Source organism: Aeromonas sp. Lyrl_2 (genome assembly GCF_051948815.1).
GTDB classification, from domain to species: Bacteria; Pseudomonadota; Gammaproteobacteria; order Enterobacterales; family Aeromonadaceae; genus Aeromonas; species Aeromonas veronii.
In genome coordinates, this window is the sequence record NZ_JAYJLJ010000010.1 from 95,488 (window position 1) to 110,676 (window position 15,189).

Sequence of the window (15,189 nt, forward strand, 5' to 3'; positions counted from 1 at the left end):
CGAATCTGTTTTCACAAGGAGTGTGTATGCGTCTGTATGGTGATCTGCGTTCCGGCAACTGCTACAAGGTGTGGCTGCTGGCCCGCTGGCTGGAGCTGCCCCTTGAGTGGGTAGAGGTGGATATTCAGGCGGGGGATACCCGTACCCCCGCATTTCTGGCCATGAACCCCAACGGCAAGATCCCGGTGCTGGAGATTGGCCAGGGTGATGCGCTGGCGGAATCCAACGCTATCCTCTTCTATCTGGCGCACGGCAGCGCCTTGTGGCCAACCGATCCGCGCCAGCAGGCCGAGGTGCTCAAATGGATGTTCTTTGAGCAGTACAGCCATGAGCCCTACATCGCGGTGGCCCGCTTTATCGTTCACTATCTCGGCCGACCCGAGTCGCAGGAGGCGCGGCTCGACGGTCTGAAAGCCGGTGGCGAGAAGGCGCTGGCGGTAATGGAGCAGCAGCTGAAACAGAGCCCCTACCTGTGCGGTGATGCGCCGACCATCGCCGATATCGCCCTTTATGCCTACACCCATGTGGCAGAGGAGGGGATCTTCTCTCTGCAGGGGTGGCCCGCTATCCGTAGCTGGATCGCCCGTATCGAAGCCCATCCCCGTCACCTGACGCTGCCAGCGGCCTGTCAGGCCAGCTGATGGAACTGCTGATCGAGGCCAGTCTGTGGCAACCGCAGTGGGCTGCGCTGTTGCTGCACTGGCAGCAGCAAGGTCATCGCTGGCACCTGCTGCTCGGCAAAGAGGCGGCCGCCGCCCTCGATCAAACCGATGCTCCCTGGGCGAGCAGTCCTCCTGACGGGGTGCTCTGCCCGGGGGCTCTGCTGGCTGCCTGGCTCGATGGGGATCTGCTGGCGGATTTTCATGTTGATCCCAGCCGCCAGATCCTGATCAGTGCCTCCACCTCGCTACTGACCCTCGCCAGAGAGCAGGGTCTGCTTACCCTTGGTCCTGTGGGGGCCGATCTGCCGCTCACCCCCGAGGCCGATTTGGGCGCCGTGCTCAATCGCCTGCTGGCGCGCCGCGTGATGATACCGACGTTGGCCGAGGATTCGCACGCCGCTGGCGTCGTGCTGCGACCACTGCAGGCCGCCGATGAGTGCGAGGATGAGCGCGAGATAGTGCGCTACTGCAGCGACGAGGCGCTGGCGCGCTACACCCTCAATATTCCTCACCCCTATCCGCCGGAGGGGGCCCGCGACTGGCTGGCGCTCAGCTGGCGCAAAGCGGCGCTTGGCCTTGGCTGGAGCTGGGCCATCACCTTGCCAGAGGAGCAAGGTGCGGCGTTGCTTGGGGTGATCTCCCTGCACTGGAATGGCGAGCTCGCCTGGTGGGTGGGCGTGCCCTGGCAAAATCGCGGTCTGGCGACCCGGGCCGCAGGTTTAGTCAAGGGGTTCGCCTTTGACCAACTGCAACTGCCTGCACTGACGGCTCGCCATATGCCAGACAATTTAGCCTCCGGCCGGGTGATGGCAAAAGTGGGCATGCACTATCGCGGGCGGCGCCATATCAGTGGTCGCCAGCCGTGTGAGGTGAGTTACTGGCGACTGGATCGCGCTCCCTCCTTACCCAATTCCTTGGCCGAGGAGATTGCCTGCTGGCTGGCTGATGAGCGGATCGCTGTGGTGATCCTGTGGGCTCCCGCCACGACCAATCGGCAGAGTGCCAACGGCAAGCTCGCCATCTCGCTCTTTGTGGATGAGAGGGGCGCGGGGGAGGAGTCCTGCTCTATGCGCTGCCCGCCGCATCTTGAGAGGTTGCTGGCGCTGCACTGTTACCCCGTCGATCTGCTGGAGCAGGCCGAACCGGAGCAGTTGTCCCATCTTGGCGGCGTCTTGCTGAAAGACAGGGATGAACAGGGGCTGGCGTGGCTGCTACAACTGGCCGCGCTGCAGCGTCAAGGGCCCGACCTGCTCAGCCGCGAGGAGCGCGCATCACGGCGCCACTGGTTCAACCAATTGATGGCGCAGGCGCTGGGCGGCAACTGTGACTCGCCGCAGATACGCTATCAGCAGTTACGGCTGCTGGTGGAGCTGCCGGAGCTGGTCGATGAGCTGGATGGCTGTTGGCATCAAACGCCCGAACTGACCTTTGAGCGGTTGGCGCGGGAGGCTCCCGCCCTCTGGCTGGCCTACCGGGAGGCGATGAACAGGGTCACCCCGGCTACGCTAACCGCCTTGCAGCAGCAGTTTGCAGCTCGTTTTCCTGAGTGCACCCTCCCATTTTTGGACAAAGGTACTCAGAATGACCAGCCGTTGTGTGGAATAATGCCTGCTCTGCTGTACGAGGAGTAATACCAGATGTTGAGAACCGAGCGCCCCGGTGACATGCTGCCGGTTTATGAGCTGCTGAGTGCCGCCTTCGGTCGTTCCGATGAGGCCGAACTGGTCAACCGCCTGCGCGAATGTGGCGCTGCCGTGGTGACCATGGTCGAAGAGGAAGAGTACGAGTTCATGGGGCACCTGATGCTAAGCCCGATCACCATTAACGGCATGGAAGGGCCCTGGCTCGGTCTGGCGCCGGTCGCGGTTCATCCCGACTGGCAAGGTCAGGGGATTGGCTCTGATCTTATCCGTGAAGGGCTTGATACGGCGCTTGAGATGGACTGGAAAGGGGTGGTGGTACTCGGGGATCCGGCCTATTACAGCCGTTTCGGTTTCCGCCCGGCTAGCGAGTTTGGCCTGCACTGCATCTATGAGGTGCCTGCCGACTGCTTTATGGCGATGGAGCTGCAGGAGCGCGGTTTTGCGGGTGTGCAGGGTGAGGTGCTCTATCACCCGCTGTTTGATGAACTTCCCGACGAGCTGCCGGACGCGCAGGCAGAAGAGTCCCATTTCTAGCGAGAAGTTGCAGCGACAAGCTATAACGAAAAAGCCCTCATCGAGGGCTTTTTCATCTTGTATTGGTCCCTGCCGGGCTTATTCGAGCAAATTGGCTCAGGCAACGATGTCGAGCTGGGTGCCCTTGCGATTATCTTCGCCCACCATGTCACCCATCTGTTGGGCGAGCGGGCTCTGCTGGAATTGCATGTAGTCGCTGAGATTCTGCTGGCGCTGGTAGCGATTGGTCGCCTGATAGAGTTCAGCAGTGTTCGGGCCCGACTTGCTGTCGCTCTCCTGACCGCTGGCCTCCAGGTAGCGCTCCACCACGGCTTTATCTTGCTGGTTAGCCGTATAAGAGACCGCCAAGGTTCTGCGAGCCGTTGCTTTCTCTTCGCTCTGTGCCTGCAATTCATCCTTCTTGATCAGCGCTTCGTTACGGGCCTGATTGACCTGTTCGGACGTGACTGCGTGAGAGGAGGGGGATTTGCCGTAATCGGGCAGCGGCATGGGCCGGGAGGTGATTTGCATGGTGGCGCTTCTCTTGTGAACAGGGATGGACGCATGATACTCATCCATGTTAGCTCAATAAATCACCACTTGTCGGTTCATCAAGAGTGGGTTCAGTTTCGCGTATCGATTGTTAATTGAACCGCATCTGAGTGACAAAAAAGGCGCCATAAGGCGCCTTTTTATCCTTCGCTTACCGCCGGATCAGTTGAAGAACCAGTAACCGCGGTTGACCAGACGGGTCAGCAGTTGCAGGAAACCGGCCTGATCGGCCAGCTCCACCATGTCGGCCTGAGTGATGATGTCCTTGTCGCACAGGAGCGAAATGGCTGCCGCGTCTTCGCTCTGCAGAGTCCAGGCTTCGCCGTCGATGAAACACTGCTGGCTCTCGCCGCTAAACCAGACGGTGCGCAGACCCGGCACCTTGATGGCGGGCTCGCCCTGGGTCAGCAGGTCGGCTACCTCCTCGGCGCTGTAGTCTGGCTCGACCGGATTGACGTCCAGATCGTGCTTGGCCTCGGAGATCATGGTGCCGAACCACTCCTTGAACAGGGTCTCGTCATCGAGAGCCTGCTGCATCAGCTCGCGCAGACGGTGCAGCTCGTGGGGCTGGATCTCGCCGTGACGGGCGCGGGGCTTGAGATCTGCATCGCCGTAACGCTCGGTACGCACCTCGTTGTCGATCAGGTGATCGGCAAAGGAGGAGATAAGCGCCTTGGCATCCGGCGCGCGGAAACCCACCGAGAAGTTCATGGAGGGCTCGATGGCGTAGCCTTCGTGGGGGAATCCGGGCGGAATGTAGAGAATGTCACCCGGCTCCATGATGACGTCGATGATCGCCTCGAACGGCTCGCAGTGCAGCAGTGCCGCGTGGGCGGCGAACTCGTTGAGCGGCTTGGCATCGCCAACCCGCCAGTGGCGTTTGCCCTGGCCCTGGGTGATGAAGACGTCGTAGTTGTCGATGTGGGGGCCGACACCCGCATGGGGGGTGGAGAAGCTCACCATCACATCGTCAAAGCGCCAGCCCGGGATGAACTGGAACGGTACGGCCAGCTCGTTCACCTCGGGAGCCCAGTGGTTGCAAGCCTGTACCAGAATGGTCCAGTTCTCTTCGCCCAGATGGTCGTAGGATTCGAAGGGGCCGTGAGCGGCATCCCACTTGCCGTCGAAACGGGTGACGAGGCGGGACTCTACCACCTCTTCCATGGCCAGACCCGCCAGCTCGTCCGGGCTGATGGGATCCTGAAAGTCCTTGAAGCCACCCTTTATAAGGAGCGGGCGCTTCTGCCAGTAGTGCTCGAGGAAGTGAGCGATATCCAGATTGAGTTCGTACATGCTGTTTCTCGTGTCTCGCAAAGAGGTTTTGCCCAAGGCGGGCTTGGGAAAAGCCACTCGGGATCCTGCCGTGGCAGGGAAAATAACAGGGGCCCTGTGGCGTATCGTGCACAGGGCCCCTTCGTCACTGCCAGTTGGCTTACTTCAGCAGATCGACCAGACGCTGGGCGTCGCCGATATAGTTGGCCGGGGTCAGCTTTTTCAGCTCGACCTTGACCGCTTCCGGCAACTCCAGGGTGTCGATAAAGGTACGCATCCCTTCGGCATCGACGCGGCGGCCACGGGTCAGCTCCTTGAGCTTCTCGTAAGGCTTCTCGATACCGTAGCGGCGCATCACGGTCTGGATCGGCTCGGCCAGCACTTCCCAGTTGGCATCCAGATCGGCGGCCATGGCGGCGTCGTTGGCTTCCAGCTTGGAGATGCCCTTGAGGGTCGCCTGATAGGCAATCAGGGAGTAACCCACCGCCACACCCAGGTTGCGCAGTACGGTAGAGTCGGTCAGATCACGCTGCCAGCGGGAGATAGGCAGCTTGCTCGCCAGATGCTGGAACACGGCGTTGGCCAGACCCAGATTGCCTTCGGAGTTCTCGAAGTCGATGGGGTTGACCTTGTGCGGCATGGTGGAGGAGCCGATTTCCCCCGCGATGGTGCGCTGCTTGAAGTGACCCAGGGAGATGTAACCCCACACATCGCGGTCGAAGTCGATCAGGATGGTGTTGAAGCGGGCCATGGCGTCGAACAGCTCGGCGATGTAGTCGTGCGGTTCGATCTGGGTGGTGTAGGGGTTCCAGGTCAGGCCGAGGGAAGTCACAAACTCCTCGGAGAACTGGTGCCAGTCCACTTCCGGATAGGCGCTGATGTGGGCGTTGTAGTTGCCGACTGCGCCGTTGATCTTGCCGAGGATCTCCACCGCCATGATCTGCTTGTACTGGCGCTCCAGACGGTAGGCGACGTTGGCCATCTCCTTGCCCATGGTGCTCGGGGTCGCCGGCTGGCCGTGGGTGCGAGAGAGCAGCGGCATATCGCGGTACTCATGGGCCAGACGCTTGATCTCGCCGATCAGCTTCTCGCAATAAGGCTTGATGACCTCTTCGCGGGCGGTTTTCAGCATCAGACCGTGGGAGTTGTTGTTGATGTCTTCCGAGGTGCAGGCGAAGTGGATGAACTCGCTGACAGCCGCCAGCTCCGGGTTCACTTCGACTTTCTCCTTGAGGAAGTACTCCACCGCTTTCACATCATGGTTGGTGGTGCGCTCGATCTGTTTGATGCGGGCGGCGTCACTCTCGTTGAAGTTGCTGACGATGCCGTCGAGCAGGGCGTTGGCAGCCGCGCTCAGGGCAGGGACTTCCGGGATCCCGGCGTGGCTGGCCAGTTTTTGCAACCAGCGCATCTCGACTTCGACGCGAAAACGCAGCAGGCCGAATTCGGAGAAGATAGGGCGCAGGGCATCGGCCTTGTCGCCATAACGACCGTCAATCGGGGAAACAGCAGTCAGCGCGGACAGCTCCATGGGGTGAACTCCTGATGATTTGTGTGGGGGATCCGTATCCACTCGCGCGTGGGGCTGAGTCGTCGTCAGGGCGGATGTGCGGCTGTTCACCCTGATGTTGACCTCGCTTGCCCGCGCGCGAGCCGATGATTAGTAACGTTTGGCCAGCTCCACCATCTTCTTGCGAGCGAAGATGATCTGGGTGCGGCTACCACCGAGCTGGCGCCACAGCACGCAGGCACGAATGCCCGCCAGCAGCAGGGCGCGCACCTTGTGCTGCACCAGCGGTTGCTGCAGGAACAGCGGGGTACCCGCCACCTGGATGCGCGGCCCGATGGGGCTGATAAGATCGCTGTAGATGCTCGCCATGTTGGCCAAAATCTGCTCGTCGAGCAGATCGAAGTGCTGTTGCTGGCGACCGATCTGGCTGATCCGCTCACCCAGCATATTGAGAATGTCCTTGCGCTTGGCCAGCTTGCGCTCCAGCGCAATCAGGCTCACCACATAGCGGGTCAGCTCGGCATTCTTCTGGCTGCCGTCGGCACCCAGCTGCTCGACCAGCGCACGGTAGCCGTCGCGAATGGCCAGATGGGTGTTATTGAACACCTCGAGCGGGTGGCTCGGGTTGGTCACCAGAATGCTGGAGAGGCTCTCGCGCAGGGCGGCCTCGTCACAGCTGCCGTCGCGGGCCACCTTCTGGACCAGCGCGGCCGCCTGGCAGATGCCGGCAAAGGCCATGGTTCTGTCTTGGAATTTATCGCTCACGTATGCTGCCTTTTGCTATTGGCTCAAACCGGATGGCTGAAACGCTGTTCGATGATGCCGCCGCCCAGACACACTTCCCCGTCGTAGAAGACGGCGGACTGGCCCGGGGTGACCGCAGCCTGTTTCTCGTCGAAGATGACCCGGATGGTCTCGTCGTCGATGGGCTGGATCAGGCAGGGGATATCCTGCTGGCGGTAGCGGGTCTTGACGGTGCAGCGACGCGGCTCGCGAATGGGGGTGCGATCCACCCAGTGCAGCTGGCTGGCAATCAAACCATCGGAGTAGAGGCGGGGATGTTCACCCTGCGCCACGACCAGTACGTTGCGTTCGACCTCTTTGTCGACCACATACCAGGCCTCTTCGGTGGCATCTTTGCGACCACCGATACCGAGCCCCTTGCGCTGGCCAAGGGTGTGATACATCAGACCCTGATGCTCACCGATCACCTTGCCATCCACGGTCTCGATTTTGCCGGGCTGGGCGGGCAGGAACTTGGCCAGGAAGTCCTTGAACTTGCGCTCGCCGATAAAGCAGATACCGGTGGAGTCTTTCTTCTTGGCGGTGATGAGATCCAGCTGCTCGGCGATGCGGCGCACCTCCGGCTTCTCCAGATCGCCAACCGGGAACAGGCTCTGACCCACTTGCTTTTCGCTCAGGGTATAGAGGAAGTAGCTCTGATCCTTGTTGGTATCGAGACCGCGCAGCAGGCGCGGGCGGCCGGTGCTGTCGTCACGGCGCACATAGTGGCCGGTGGCGATGTAGGTGGCACCCAGCTCTTCGGCGGCAAATTCGAGGAACGCCTTGAACTTGATCTCCTTGTTGCACAGGATATCCGGGTTCGGCGTGCGGCCAGCCTTGTACTCTTCGAGGAAATGCTCGAACACATTGTCCCAGTACTCGGCCGCGAAGTTGATGGTGTGGAGTTTCATCCCCAGCTTGTCGCAGACGGCCTTGGCATCAGCCAAATCCTGGGCGGCAGAGCAGTACTCGTCCGTGTCGTCTTCTTCCCAGTTCTTCATGAACAAGCCTTCGACCTGATAGCCCTGCTGCTGGAGCAGGTAGGCCGAGACGGAAGAATCCACGCCGCCGGACATGCCGACGATCACCTTGATTTGGCTGTTGTCTGTCATTAGTCGAAGTTACCAGTTCGTTTAAACGGGGCGTATTCTACCAGAGTTTTGCGCCCCCGGTCACATCTCCATGCCACTGTCCCCATCAGGAACCTTGCGGCAGGAAATCGTTTTTCTTGTGGCGATTGCCAGCGGATGCCTGCTCTGTCCCTAGCTCTGGATAAAGGCCTTGAGCGCCGAGAGCGGCAGGCGTGTTCCCGCCAGATAATCCTCGATGCATTGCCACACCAGCGGGCTTCTCAGTGCCGATTTGCACTCGGCGATCTCCTCCAGGGTGAGCCAGTGGCAGGCGAGGATATCGCCGTCAGGATCCTCTGGATGGTGCTGACCCGGCGCTTTTTCAAGGTCGAAGATGATGGCGGTGCGCACATAGGTGGCCTCGCTGTCGGCCGGTTTGTAGAGATAGGTGCCAAGCCAGGAAGTAGGCGTGGCGGTCAGCCCCGTCTCCTCTTTCAGCTCGCGGCAGGCTGCGGTGAGCAGATCTTCACCGGCCTCTACATGGCCGGCGGGCTGGTTGAAGCGGCGCTGGCCTTTTATCTCCTCTTCCACCACCAGAAAGCGGCCCTGCCACTGCACCAGCGCAGCGACCGTCAATCTGGCCTGCATGCGCTCGTGCGGTGTTTTCTCCTGCGATGCAGGAAGGTGATCGCTCATAAGGACTCCTTGTCTCATTACCGGTTTGGCCCCGGCCGAAGCAGGGGCTCGATTCAGCTCGGTTCTTTACTGTTCTATTGCCAGCGGGCTGCGTGTTATTGCTGGGGTTTGCTGCGGGCCGGTCGGCGCGCGGTGCCACGGCCACTGCTGCGATTGGCCGGGCGCGGGCTCGTGTCACGGCTGTCGCGCCCCTGGCCCTGGCCATGGGGGCTTCGGGTCGGTTGGGAAGCGTGCGGATGGCTGCTGCCCGAGCCCTGACTGCGCGGTTTGTTGGGTGCCTGTGCCCGGCGCGGGGCGGGCGCCAGCTCGGGAGCGGGCAGGGCGCGGCTCTCGCCGGGGGCCAGACCATCTAACGTCCAGTCGCCGATGGCGTAGCGAATAAGGCGCAGGGTGGGGTGGCCGATATGGGCGGTCATTCGCCGCACCTGCCGGTTGCGCCCCTCCACTATCTTGATCTCCAGCCAGCAGGTGGGGATCTCCTTGCGCTCGCGAATGGGCGGATTGCGCGGCCACACCGCAGGTTCATCCATGATGCGCGCCCCGGCGGGCAGGGTCATGCCGTCGTTGAGCTCGACACCGGCGCGCAGGGCAGCCAGTTGCTCCTCGCTCGGAATACCTTCCACCTGCACCCAGTAGGTTTTGGGGGTCTTCTCCCCCGGCTGGGTGAGGCGTGCCTGCAGCTTGCCATCGTTGGTGAGCAGCAACAGCCCCTCGCTGTCGCGGTCAAGCCGGCCAGCGGCGTAGATGCCGGGCTCTTTGATGTAATCCTTGAGGGTCTCGCGGCCCGCCTCGTCGGTGAACTGGCAGAGCACCATGTAGGGCTTGTTCAGCAGGAGCAGCTTGCGATCCTCGGGGGCCAGCTCCGGCTTGCGCGCCGCAACGTGGCGGGATTCGGCTGGCCGGGCAGCAGAGCGGGGGGCGCCATCGCGGGCGGGACGGTTTGGCAGCGAGAGTCGGGAGCGGGCAGATTTCATCGGATAGCGGATTGGCAAGTGGGAATGGCAGCGAGTGTACCACAGGGGGCTGACGGCAGGATGAATGGGAGGTGTCGGTAAAGATATCCCGGGAAAATTGGCAGCTTTCGGCCGAGGGTCAACCTAGCAGGTTTTCAATCACGATGGCTTGTCTGGCGGGGGCCGAGCTTGCTTGCAGCAGGGCGCCGCTTATCACTTCGTCCATCAGGGCGCGGGCCAGCCGGGTGAGGGGAAGCAGGGTGTCGCGCCCGCAGCCGGTTGGCACCGCCAGCAGGATGATGGTCTGCACCGGCCCGAGCTGCGAACCCCACTCGATGGGGGCCGGGCTGCTGAGCAGGCTCAGGGCTGGCTGGCTTATCCCCTCGCAGAGCACATGGGGCATGGCGAGGCCCGGGCAGATGATGGTGGCGGCGATCTGCTCGCGCCGACTGATCGCCTCCTCCAGCGCGGCTCTGTCGCCGACTAGCTCGGCGGGCAGCAGGTCGATAAGATGCTCGAGCGCCTCGCTCTTGGTCAGAGTGGCGGGACTGTGAGCCAGCTGGCGCAGGGCGAAGTGGTAGTCGGGCAGGGCGCTTGCCAGTCGCAGCTCGGCCAGCGCAGCGCTGGCGGGGCGCACCAGCGGCTGACCCAGCTCGCCGCACCAGCAGGTGAAGGCCATATGGGCCAGCTCGGCGTCGTTGCCTTCGATCTGCAGCTGGCAGAGATCGCCGGGCTGGGTGGCGAGGGTGAGCAGGGAGAGCTGATTGCTGGCGATAACCGTCTGGCGCCGGGTGAGGTTGGCGCAGCGAATGCAGGATTTGAACATCCCCGCCAGCCGGCTCAGCTGCTTGGTGCGGGCAATGCTCATCCCCTGATGGCAGTAGAAGGTGATCTCGCGGCTTAGCATCAGCTGGGCCGGGGCAGTGATCTCAGCACCGCCTGCGCATCGAGCAGCACGGTTTCGAGGCTCACCCGATGGATATGGCAGCCGAGGAAACGCTCCTTCTGCTCGATGTCGATGTCGGAGGCGATCAGCACCAGATCGGCGCTGGCGATGTCGCGGGCGGTGAGGGAGTTTTCCATCCCCATGGCGCCCTGGGTTTCGACCTTGATCTTGAGGCCGAGGGCGGCGGCGGCTTTTTGCAGCGCTTCGGCTGCCATATAGGTGTGGGCGATGCCGGTCGGGCAGGCGGTGACGGCAATGATCTTCATTGGCTCTGAACTGTGCGAAACGAGGGGCCAACAAGATAACGCCGGCAGGGATTTTTTGCCAAAAGCCCCGGCCAAAAGTGGGATCTCGATAGGGCTTTGGGCCGCAAAAATGGCGCAAAAGGGCCACTTGAGTATTTAGTTTGGCTAAACAAAAAGGGCTACCCGTGTGGGTAGCCCTGAACAATCTGCGTCTGTTGTGATGACCATCAGGCGGTCTGGGCCGCCAGTTCGGCGGCTTTCAGCTCGCGCTTGATGCGGCGGATCTTGCGCTCTTCGGCAATTGCTACACAGGCCATCAGCACCAGACAGGCGGCTGCTGCCATGTCCAACGCCGCGAAGGTGCCGGTCCAGCCGGTCAGGCCGAAGATGGGGGTACCATCGGCAATCATGCCCAGACCCAGCTTGGCGAAGCTGTCACCAATCAGATAAGCGAAGGTGCCCTTGACGCCATCGGCCACGCTGATGCCCTGCTTGGGTACGAAGCCCACGGCGGCCACGCCGATCAGCAGTTGCGGACCGAACACCAGGAAGCCCAGGGTGAACAGGGAGCCCAGGAACATGAACTGGGTGGTGGCGTGCTGGTAGAGACCCAGAGTGGCGATGATGAGCGCCAGTGCCACACAGGCAACCAGACCACGACGGCCGTTGGCCAGATCGGAGAGGTAGCCCCACATCAGGGTGCCGACCAGAGCGCCCACTTCGAAGAAGGTAAAGCCCTGAATAGCCACATCTTTGGAGAAGCCGAGCTCCTGGTGGGCATAGACGGTGGACCACTGGTCGATACCGATACGCACCACGTAGAGGAAGATGTTGGCAAAGCAGAGCAGCCAGATCACCTTGTTGAGCAGCACGTACTTCACGAAGATCTGCCACTTGGTCAGCTTCTGCTCTTCGGTGGCGATATCCTCTTCGCTCGCTACTTCGTCAAACAGCTCTTCCACCTTGCCAAGGCCATAGGCTTCCGGTGAATCGCTACCAAAGCGCAAGCCGATAAAGCCGACGATCAGCGCGATGATGGAGGGGAAGATAAACATGCCGAGCACGTTGCCATCGAACAGGTAGTTGGCACCGAACAGCGCCACACCGGCCGCGCCGGCCCCGCCCACGTTATGGGAGAGGTTCCACATGCCCAGATAGGTGCCGCGCTTGTTGCGAGGGGTCCACTTGGTGATGGTGGAGTAGCTGCACGAGCCACCACAGCTTTGGAAGAAACCGCTCAGGGCGTAGAAGAAGATCATGAAGTAGAGGCTGAAACCGGTGCCGCCCATGCTGGCACTGAAGCCCAGCATGCAGAGCGCGGAGAGGATCAGCATCAGCGGCAGGAACTGCTTGGTGTTCTTGCCATCGGCGTAGTAGGAGACGATGGTCTTGCCCACCCCGTAGGTGATGGAGAAGCCAAGGCCGATCATGCCAAGCTCGGTCATGGAGAGACCGTACTCCTGGATCATGTCATTTTGCGCAATGTTGAAGTTCTTGCGGATCAGATACATGGTCAAATAGCCAATAAATACAACCAGATAAGATTGCATAAACGGCTTGAACCAGAGCTTGCGCCGGGCTTCGACCGGCAGGTCCAGGGTGGGGACCCGGACCTGTTGGAGCAATTTCAACATCTTCGTTCATCCTCTGCGAGATAGACGGTATTTCCGCCGCGCCCCTCATTTGTAGATAGGTTGTTCGAGGTCACGCCACGGAAGGGGGAACGGAACGTCGGGGCTGTCAGCCGTTGCTGCGCTCGACGCTCCATCCATATAAACCCGGGCCCTGCACGGGATGACGGGGCGCATTGCCCGTCGCGGTGCGGGTCACGACATCAGGTGGGGTGACTCTAATAAGAGGGGCAAAAAATGGCTTGAGAGCCATCCCTAGTGGGGCTAGGAAATTTTCCTAGTTTTTGCGCTTTCGCGGACAAAGCGTGAGAAACATCACACCGCTGACGCCAGATTGCTGTCATTTCAGCCAGTTTGGCGCTCTGTGTGAGGTCTGGGCTGGTGGGATGGATAGGCCAGAAGGGAGCCAGGGAAAGGCAAGGGGAGAGGTGAAGGGATAGATGAGGAAGAGGGCTGATTGACCACCAATTCTCAGGTGGCGATATTGGGGAAAGGCCCGCCTGCCATCCCAAAAACAAGAGGCCACCCCGTGGGGTGGCCTCTTGTCATGTTTTACGAGCCGCGATGGCGAGGGGGCACTCAGGCCGCCTTGGCCAGGGTCACTTCGTCACTCTTCTTGACCCGCAGTTTTTTCAGGGCAACCGCCACCACGCCGGTGACGATGGCACCGCAGATCATGCAGAGCAGGGCCAGCAGCGGCTTGTTGACGGCACCCAGCAGGGCCACGATGGGGCCACCGTGGGCAACGCTGTTGGTGATGCCGAACAGGAAGGCCATCACAGCGGCGGTCATGCTGCCCAGCACGTTGGCCGGAATGACGGCCAGCGGGTCACGGGCGGCAAACGGAATAGCCCCTTCGGAGATACCCACCAGACCCATTGCGCCAGCGGCTTTGCCCGCTTCGATTTCAGACTCGTCAAAGATGCCGAGCTTGCGACCGAGTACGGTAGCCAGCGACATACCAAGGGGGGCAGCCGGGATGGCGCAGGCCATGGCACCCATAAACTGGGTCTGACCGGAGGCGATCATGCCGACGGAGAAGAGGAAGGCCACCTTGTTGACCGGGCCACCCATATCAAAACCAGCCATACCACCCAGCACGATACCCAGCAGCACCAGACTGCCACCGCTCATGGAGAGCAGCATGGCGTTGAGGCCAGTCATCATGTCGGCAATGGGAGCGCCGATGATGAAGATGAATACCGCAGCGATAAAGAGCGACCCGACGATGGGGGCGATCAGGATCGGCACCAGCGGTTGCACCATCTTGTGGTACTGACGAGTGGCAATCCAGCGCACCAGATAACCGACCAACAGGCCCGCGATGATGGCACCGATAAAGCCGGTACCGGCGTCAGCGCCGTAGAAGCTGCCGTTGTTGGCGATCCAGCCGCCGATAAAGCCCGGTGCCAGTGCCGGACGATCACCGATGGCGTAGGCGATATAGCCCGCCAGAATGGGGATCATCAGGGTAAAGGCGGCCACGCCCACGTTGAGGATCTGGTTCCACATGCTCCCTTCCGGGATCTGCATGCCGCTCGGGGTCGGGTTGCCGCCGATGGCCAGCGCCAGCGCAATCAACAGACCGCCGGTCACCACGAACGGGATCATGTGAGAGACGCCGTTCATCAGGTAGCGATAGAGATCGGAACTGGCGCCCGCGCTCTTCTCTTCACCTTTTTTATCTTCTTTGCCAGCCACATAGGCGGGGGCTTTCAGGGCTTGCTCGATCAGACCCTTGCCATCCTTGATGGGGGCCTTGACGCCGGTCTTGATCAGCGGCTTGCCAGAGAAGCGGGCCATGTCCACCTGCTTGTCACAGGCGACCACGATGGCGCTGGCGCGAGCGATCTCGTCCGCGGTCGGGCTGTTCTTGACGCCGATGGAACCGTTGGTCTCCACCTTCACCTCATAACCGAGCTCCTTGGCGGCGCGCTCCAGCGACTCGGCCGCCAGATAGGTGTGGGCGATACCGGCCGGGCAGCCGGTGACACCGATGATAAAGCCTTTGCTGGTGGCCGGGGCCGCGCTCTGCTCCTCTTTCTTGGCCAGCAGAAGCGCCAGCGCATCGGCCGGGGTGTTGGCCGCCAGCAGCTTGGCGATAAAGCCCTCTTCGATCAGCTTGCCGGAGAGCTCGGCCAGCACCTCGATATGGTGGTTGGCGCCGCCATCGGGGGAGGCGATCATGAAGAAAATGTGGGACGGCTTGCCATCTTCGGCGCCGTAGTCGATGCCGTTGCGGCTGATGCCGATGGCGACCGCCGGGTTGCAGACCGCTGTACTCTTGGCGTGGGGCAGGGCCACGCCCTCTTCAAAGCCGGTGTTGCCCAGCTCTTCGCGGGCCCACAGATCCTTGATAAAGGCCTGCTCGTCGCTGACCTTGCCTTGCGACGCCAGCAGGCGGGCCATCTCGGTGAAGACCTCCTCCTTACGCGTCGCTTTCAAATCGAGATTGATCAGATGTTCATTGATCAAGGTGGTTATCATGGCGCTCTCCCCGCTTCCGGTGGCGGAAGCTATGCGTGAGTACGTATCGACGTACTGGATAAAAATGACCTGATCATTATCGCGGCTCGCCCGCACCCTCCCTATCGGACAAATGTGCTGATCACTGGATTTTTGTGCGCAGTAAAACGCGGTGTGATGAAGATCCCGTTTTCAGGCAGGACTCGCCATTTTCAGAAAACCATTAATTTTTTCTTTAAAAACAGAT

14 protein-coding genes are annotated in these 15,189 nt (G+C 61.3%); 3 read left to right on the forward strand and 11 right to left on the reverse strand.

The window, feature by feature from the left end:
• Window positions 1-26 precede the first annotated feature (26 nt).
• Genes VF684_RS10825 through VF684_RS10835 form a run of 3 tightly spaced genes read left to right on the forward strand, consistent with a single transcriptional unit; the run spans window position 27 to window position 2,839 of the window.
• Entirely contained in the window at window positions 27-641 is a 615-nt protein-coding gene (locus VF684_RS10825; RefSeq protein ID WP_107683690.1) for a glutathione S-transferase family protein, read from the forward strand.
• Window positions 641-2,293: a GNAT family N-acetyltransferase gene (locus VF684_RS10830; RefSeq protein ID WP_376899954.1), complete on the forward strand. Its 1,653-nt coding sequence runs from the start codon at window positions 641-643 to the stop codon at window positions 2,291-2,293. Before VF684_RS10825 ends, VF684_RS10830 begins: the two co-directional genes overlap by 1 nt.
• A gap of 6 nt (window positions 2,294-2,299) precedes the next feature.
• Window positions 2,300-2,839: a GNAT family N-acetyltransferase gene (locus VF684_RS10835; protein ID WP_042054434.1), complete on the forward strand. Its 540-nt coding sequence runs from the start codon at window positions 2,300-2,302 to the stop codon at window positions 2,837-2,839.
• Between the two features lie 96 nt (window positions 2,840-2,935).
• Here VF684_RS10835 and VF684_RS10840 read toward each other — a convergent pair whose 3' ends face one another.
• From VF684_RS10840 to VF684_RS10890, 11 genes are all read right to left on the reverse strand, one after another.
• Window positions 2,936-3,349 carry a hypothetical protein gene (locus tag VF684_RS10840; protein WP_279461797.1) on the reverse strand — a complete coding sequence of 138 codons (414 nt, stop codon included), beginning with the start codon at window positions 3,347-3,349 and terminating at the stop codon, window positions 2,936-2,938.
• 183 nt (window positions 3,350-3,532) lie between these two features.
• The gene (locus VF684_RS10845) at window positions 3,533-4,663 is read right to left on the reverse strand and encodes a ribosomal protein uL16 3-hydroxylase (RefSeq protein WP_201991911.1); all 1,131 of its coding nucleotides are present in this window, start codon (window positions 4,661-4,663) and stop codon (window positions 3,533-3,535) included.
• A gap of 139 nt (window positions 4,664-4,802) precedes the next feature.
• Window positions 4,803-6,173 carry an adenylosuccinate lyase gene (purB, locus tag VF684_RS10850; protein ID WP_440174213.1) on the reverse strand — a complete coding sequence of 457 codons (1,371 nt, stop codon included), beginning with the start codon at window positions 6,171-6,173 and terminating at the stop codon, window positions 4,803-4,805.
• 129 nt (window positions 6,174-6,302) lie between these two features.
• A complete protein-coding gene (hflD, locus tag VF684_RS10855) occupies window positions 6,303-6,917 on the reverse strand; it encodes a high frequency lysogenization protein HflD (protein ID WP_040065290.1) in 615 nt (204 codons plus the stop codon).
• A 23-nt stretch (window positions 6,918-6,940) separates the two neighbouring features.
• On the reverse strand, window positions 6,941-8,047 hold the full coding sequence (gene mnmA, locus VF684_RS10860) for a tRNA 2-thiouridine(34) synthase MnmA (protein ID WP_005353619.1): 1,107 nt from the start codon (window positions 8,045-8,047) through the stop codon (window positions 6,941-6,943).
• 150 nt (window positions 8,048-8,197) lie between these two features.
• Window positions 8,198-8,701: an NUDIX hydrolase gene (locus tag VF684_RS10865; RefSeq protein ID WP_204381642.1), complete on the reverse strand. Its 504-nt coding sequence runs from the start codon at window positions 8,699-8,701 to the stop codon at window positions 8,198-8,200.
• A gap of 95 nt (window positions 8,702-8,796) precedes the next feature.
• Window positions 8,797-9,675, reverse strand: coding sequence for a 23S rRNA pseudouridine(2457) synthase RluE (gene rluE / locus VF684_RS10870; protein ID WP_376899958.1), 879 nt, complete (start codon window positions 9,673-9,675; stop codon window positions 8,797-8,799).
• Window positions 9,676-9,793: 118 nt separating this feature from the next.
• Window positions 9,794-10,561, reverse strand: coding sequence for a PTS sugar transporter subunit IIA (locus tag VF684_RS10875; RefSeq protein ID WP_319919183.1), 768 nt, complete (start codon window positions 10,559-10,561; stop codon window positions 9,794-9,796).
• Complete coding sequence (locus tag VF684_RS10880; protein ID WP_033114409.1) at window positions 10,561-10,866, reverse strand: PTS fructose transporter subunit IIB; 306 nt, start codon at window positions 10,864-10,866, stop codon at window positions 10,561-10,563. The genes VF684_RS10875 and VF684_RS10880 overlap by 1 nt, the downstream gene beginning before the upstream one ends.
• Window positions 10,867-11,072: 206 nt before the next feature.
• On the reverse strand, window positions 11,073-12,479 hold the full coding sequence (uhpT, locus tag VF684_RS10885; RefSeq protein WP_204381644.1) for a hexose-6-phosphate:phosphate antiporter: 1,407 nt from the start codon (window positions 12,477-12,479) through the stop codon (window positions 11,073-11,075).
• Window positions 12,480-13,055: 576 nt separating this feature from the next.
• Window positions 13,056-14,963 carry a PTS fructose transporter subunit IIABC gene (locus VF684_RS10890; RefSeq protein WP_204381645.1) on the reverse strand — a complete coding sequence of 636 codons (1,908 nt, stop codon included), beginning with the start codon at window positions 14,961-14,963 and terminating at the stop codon, window positions 13,056-13,058.
• Window positions 14,964-15,189 lie beyond the last annotated feature (226 nt).

What these genes read in the sequence shown, in the direction of transcription:
- VF684_RS10825 (WP_107683690.1), top strand. Translation starts at nt 27, where the DNA reads ATGCGTCTGTATGGTGATCTGCGTTCCGGCAACTGCTACAAGGTGTGG.
- VF684_RS10830 (WP_376899954.1), top strand. Translation starts at nt 641, where the DNA reads ATGGAACTGCTGATCGAGGCCAGTCTGTGGCAACCGCAGTGGGCTGCG.
- VF684_RS10835 (WP_042054434.1), top strand. Translation starts at nt 2,300, where the DNA reads ATGTTGAGAACCGAGCGCCCCGGTGACATGCTGCCGGTTTATGAGCTG.
- VF684_RS10840 (WP_279461797.1), bottom strand. Translation starts at nt 3,349, where the DNA reads ATGCAAATCACCTCCCGGCCCATGCCGCTGCCCGATTACGGCAAATCC.
- VF684_RS10845 (WP_201991911.1), bottom strand. Translation starts at nt 4,663, where the DNA reads ATGTACGAACTCAATCTGGATATCGCTCACTTCCTCGAGCACTACTGG.
- purB (WP_440174213.1), bottom strand. Translation starts at nt 6,173, where the DNA reads ATGGAGCTGTCCGCGCTGACTGCTGTTTCCCCGATTGACGGTCGTTAT.
- mnmA (WP_005353619.1), bottom strand. Translation starts at nt 8,047, where the DNA reads ATGACAGACAACAGCCAAATCAAGGTGATCGTCGGCATGTCCGGCGGC.
- VF684_RS10865 (WP_204381642.1), bottom strand. Translation starts at nt 8,701, where the DNA reads ATGAGCGATCACCTTCCTGCATCGCAGGAGAAAACACCGCACGAGCGC.
- rluE (WP_376899958.1), bottom strand. Translation starts at nt 9,675, where the DNA reads ATGAAATCTGCCCGCTCCCGACTCTCGCTGCCAAACCGTCCCGCCCGC.
- VF684_RS10875 (WP_319919183.1), bottom strand. Translation starts at nt 10,561, where the DNA reads ATGCTAAGCCGCGAGATCACCTTCTACTGCCATCAGGGGATGAGCATT.
- VF684_RS10880 (WP_033114409.1), bottom strand. Translation starts at nt 10,866, where the DNA reads ATGAAGATCATTGCCGTCACCGCCTGCCCGACCGGCATCGCCCACACC.
- uhpT (WP_204381644.1), bottom strand. Translation starts at nt 12,479, where the DNA reads ATGTTGAAATTGCTCCAACAGGTCCGGGTCCCCACCCTGGACCTGCCG.
- VF684_RS10890 (WP_204381645.1), bottom strand. Translation starts at nt 14,963, where the DNA reads ATGATAACCACCTTGATCAATGAACATCTGATCAATCTCGATTTGAAA.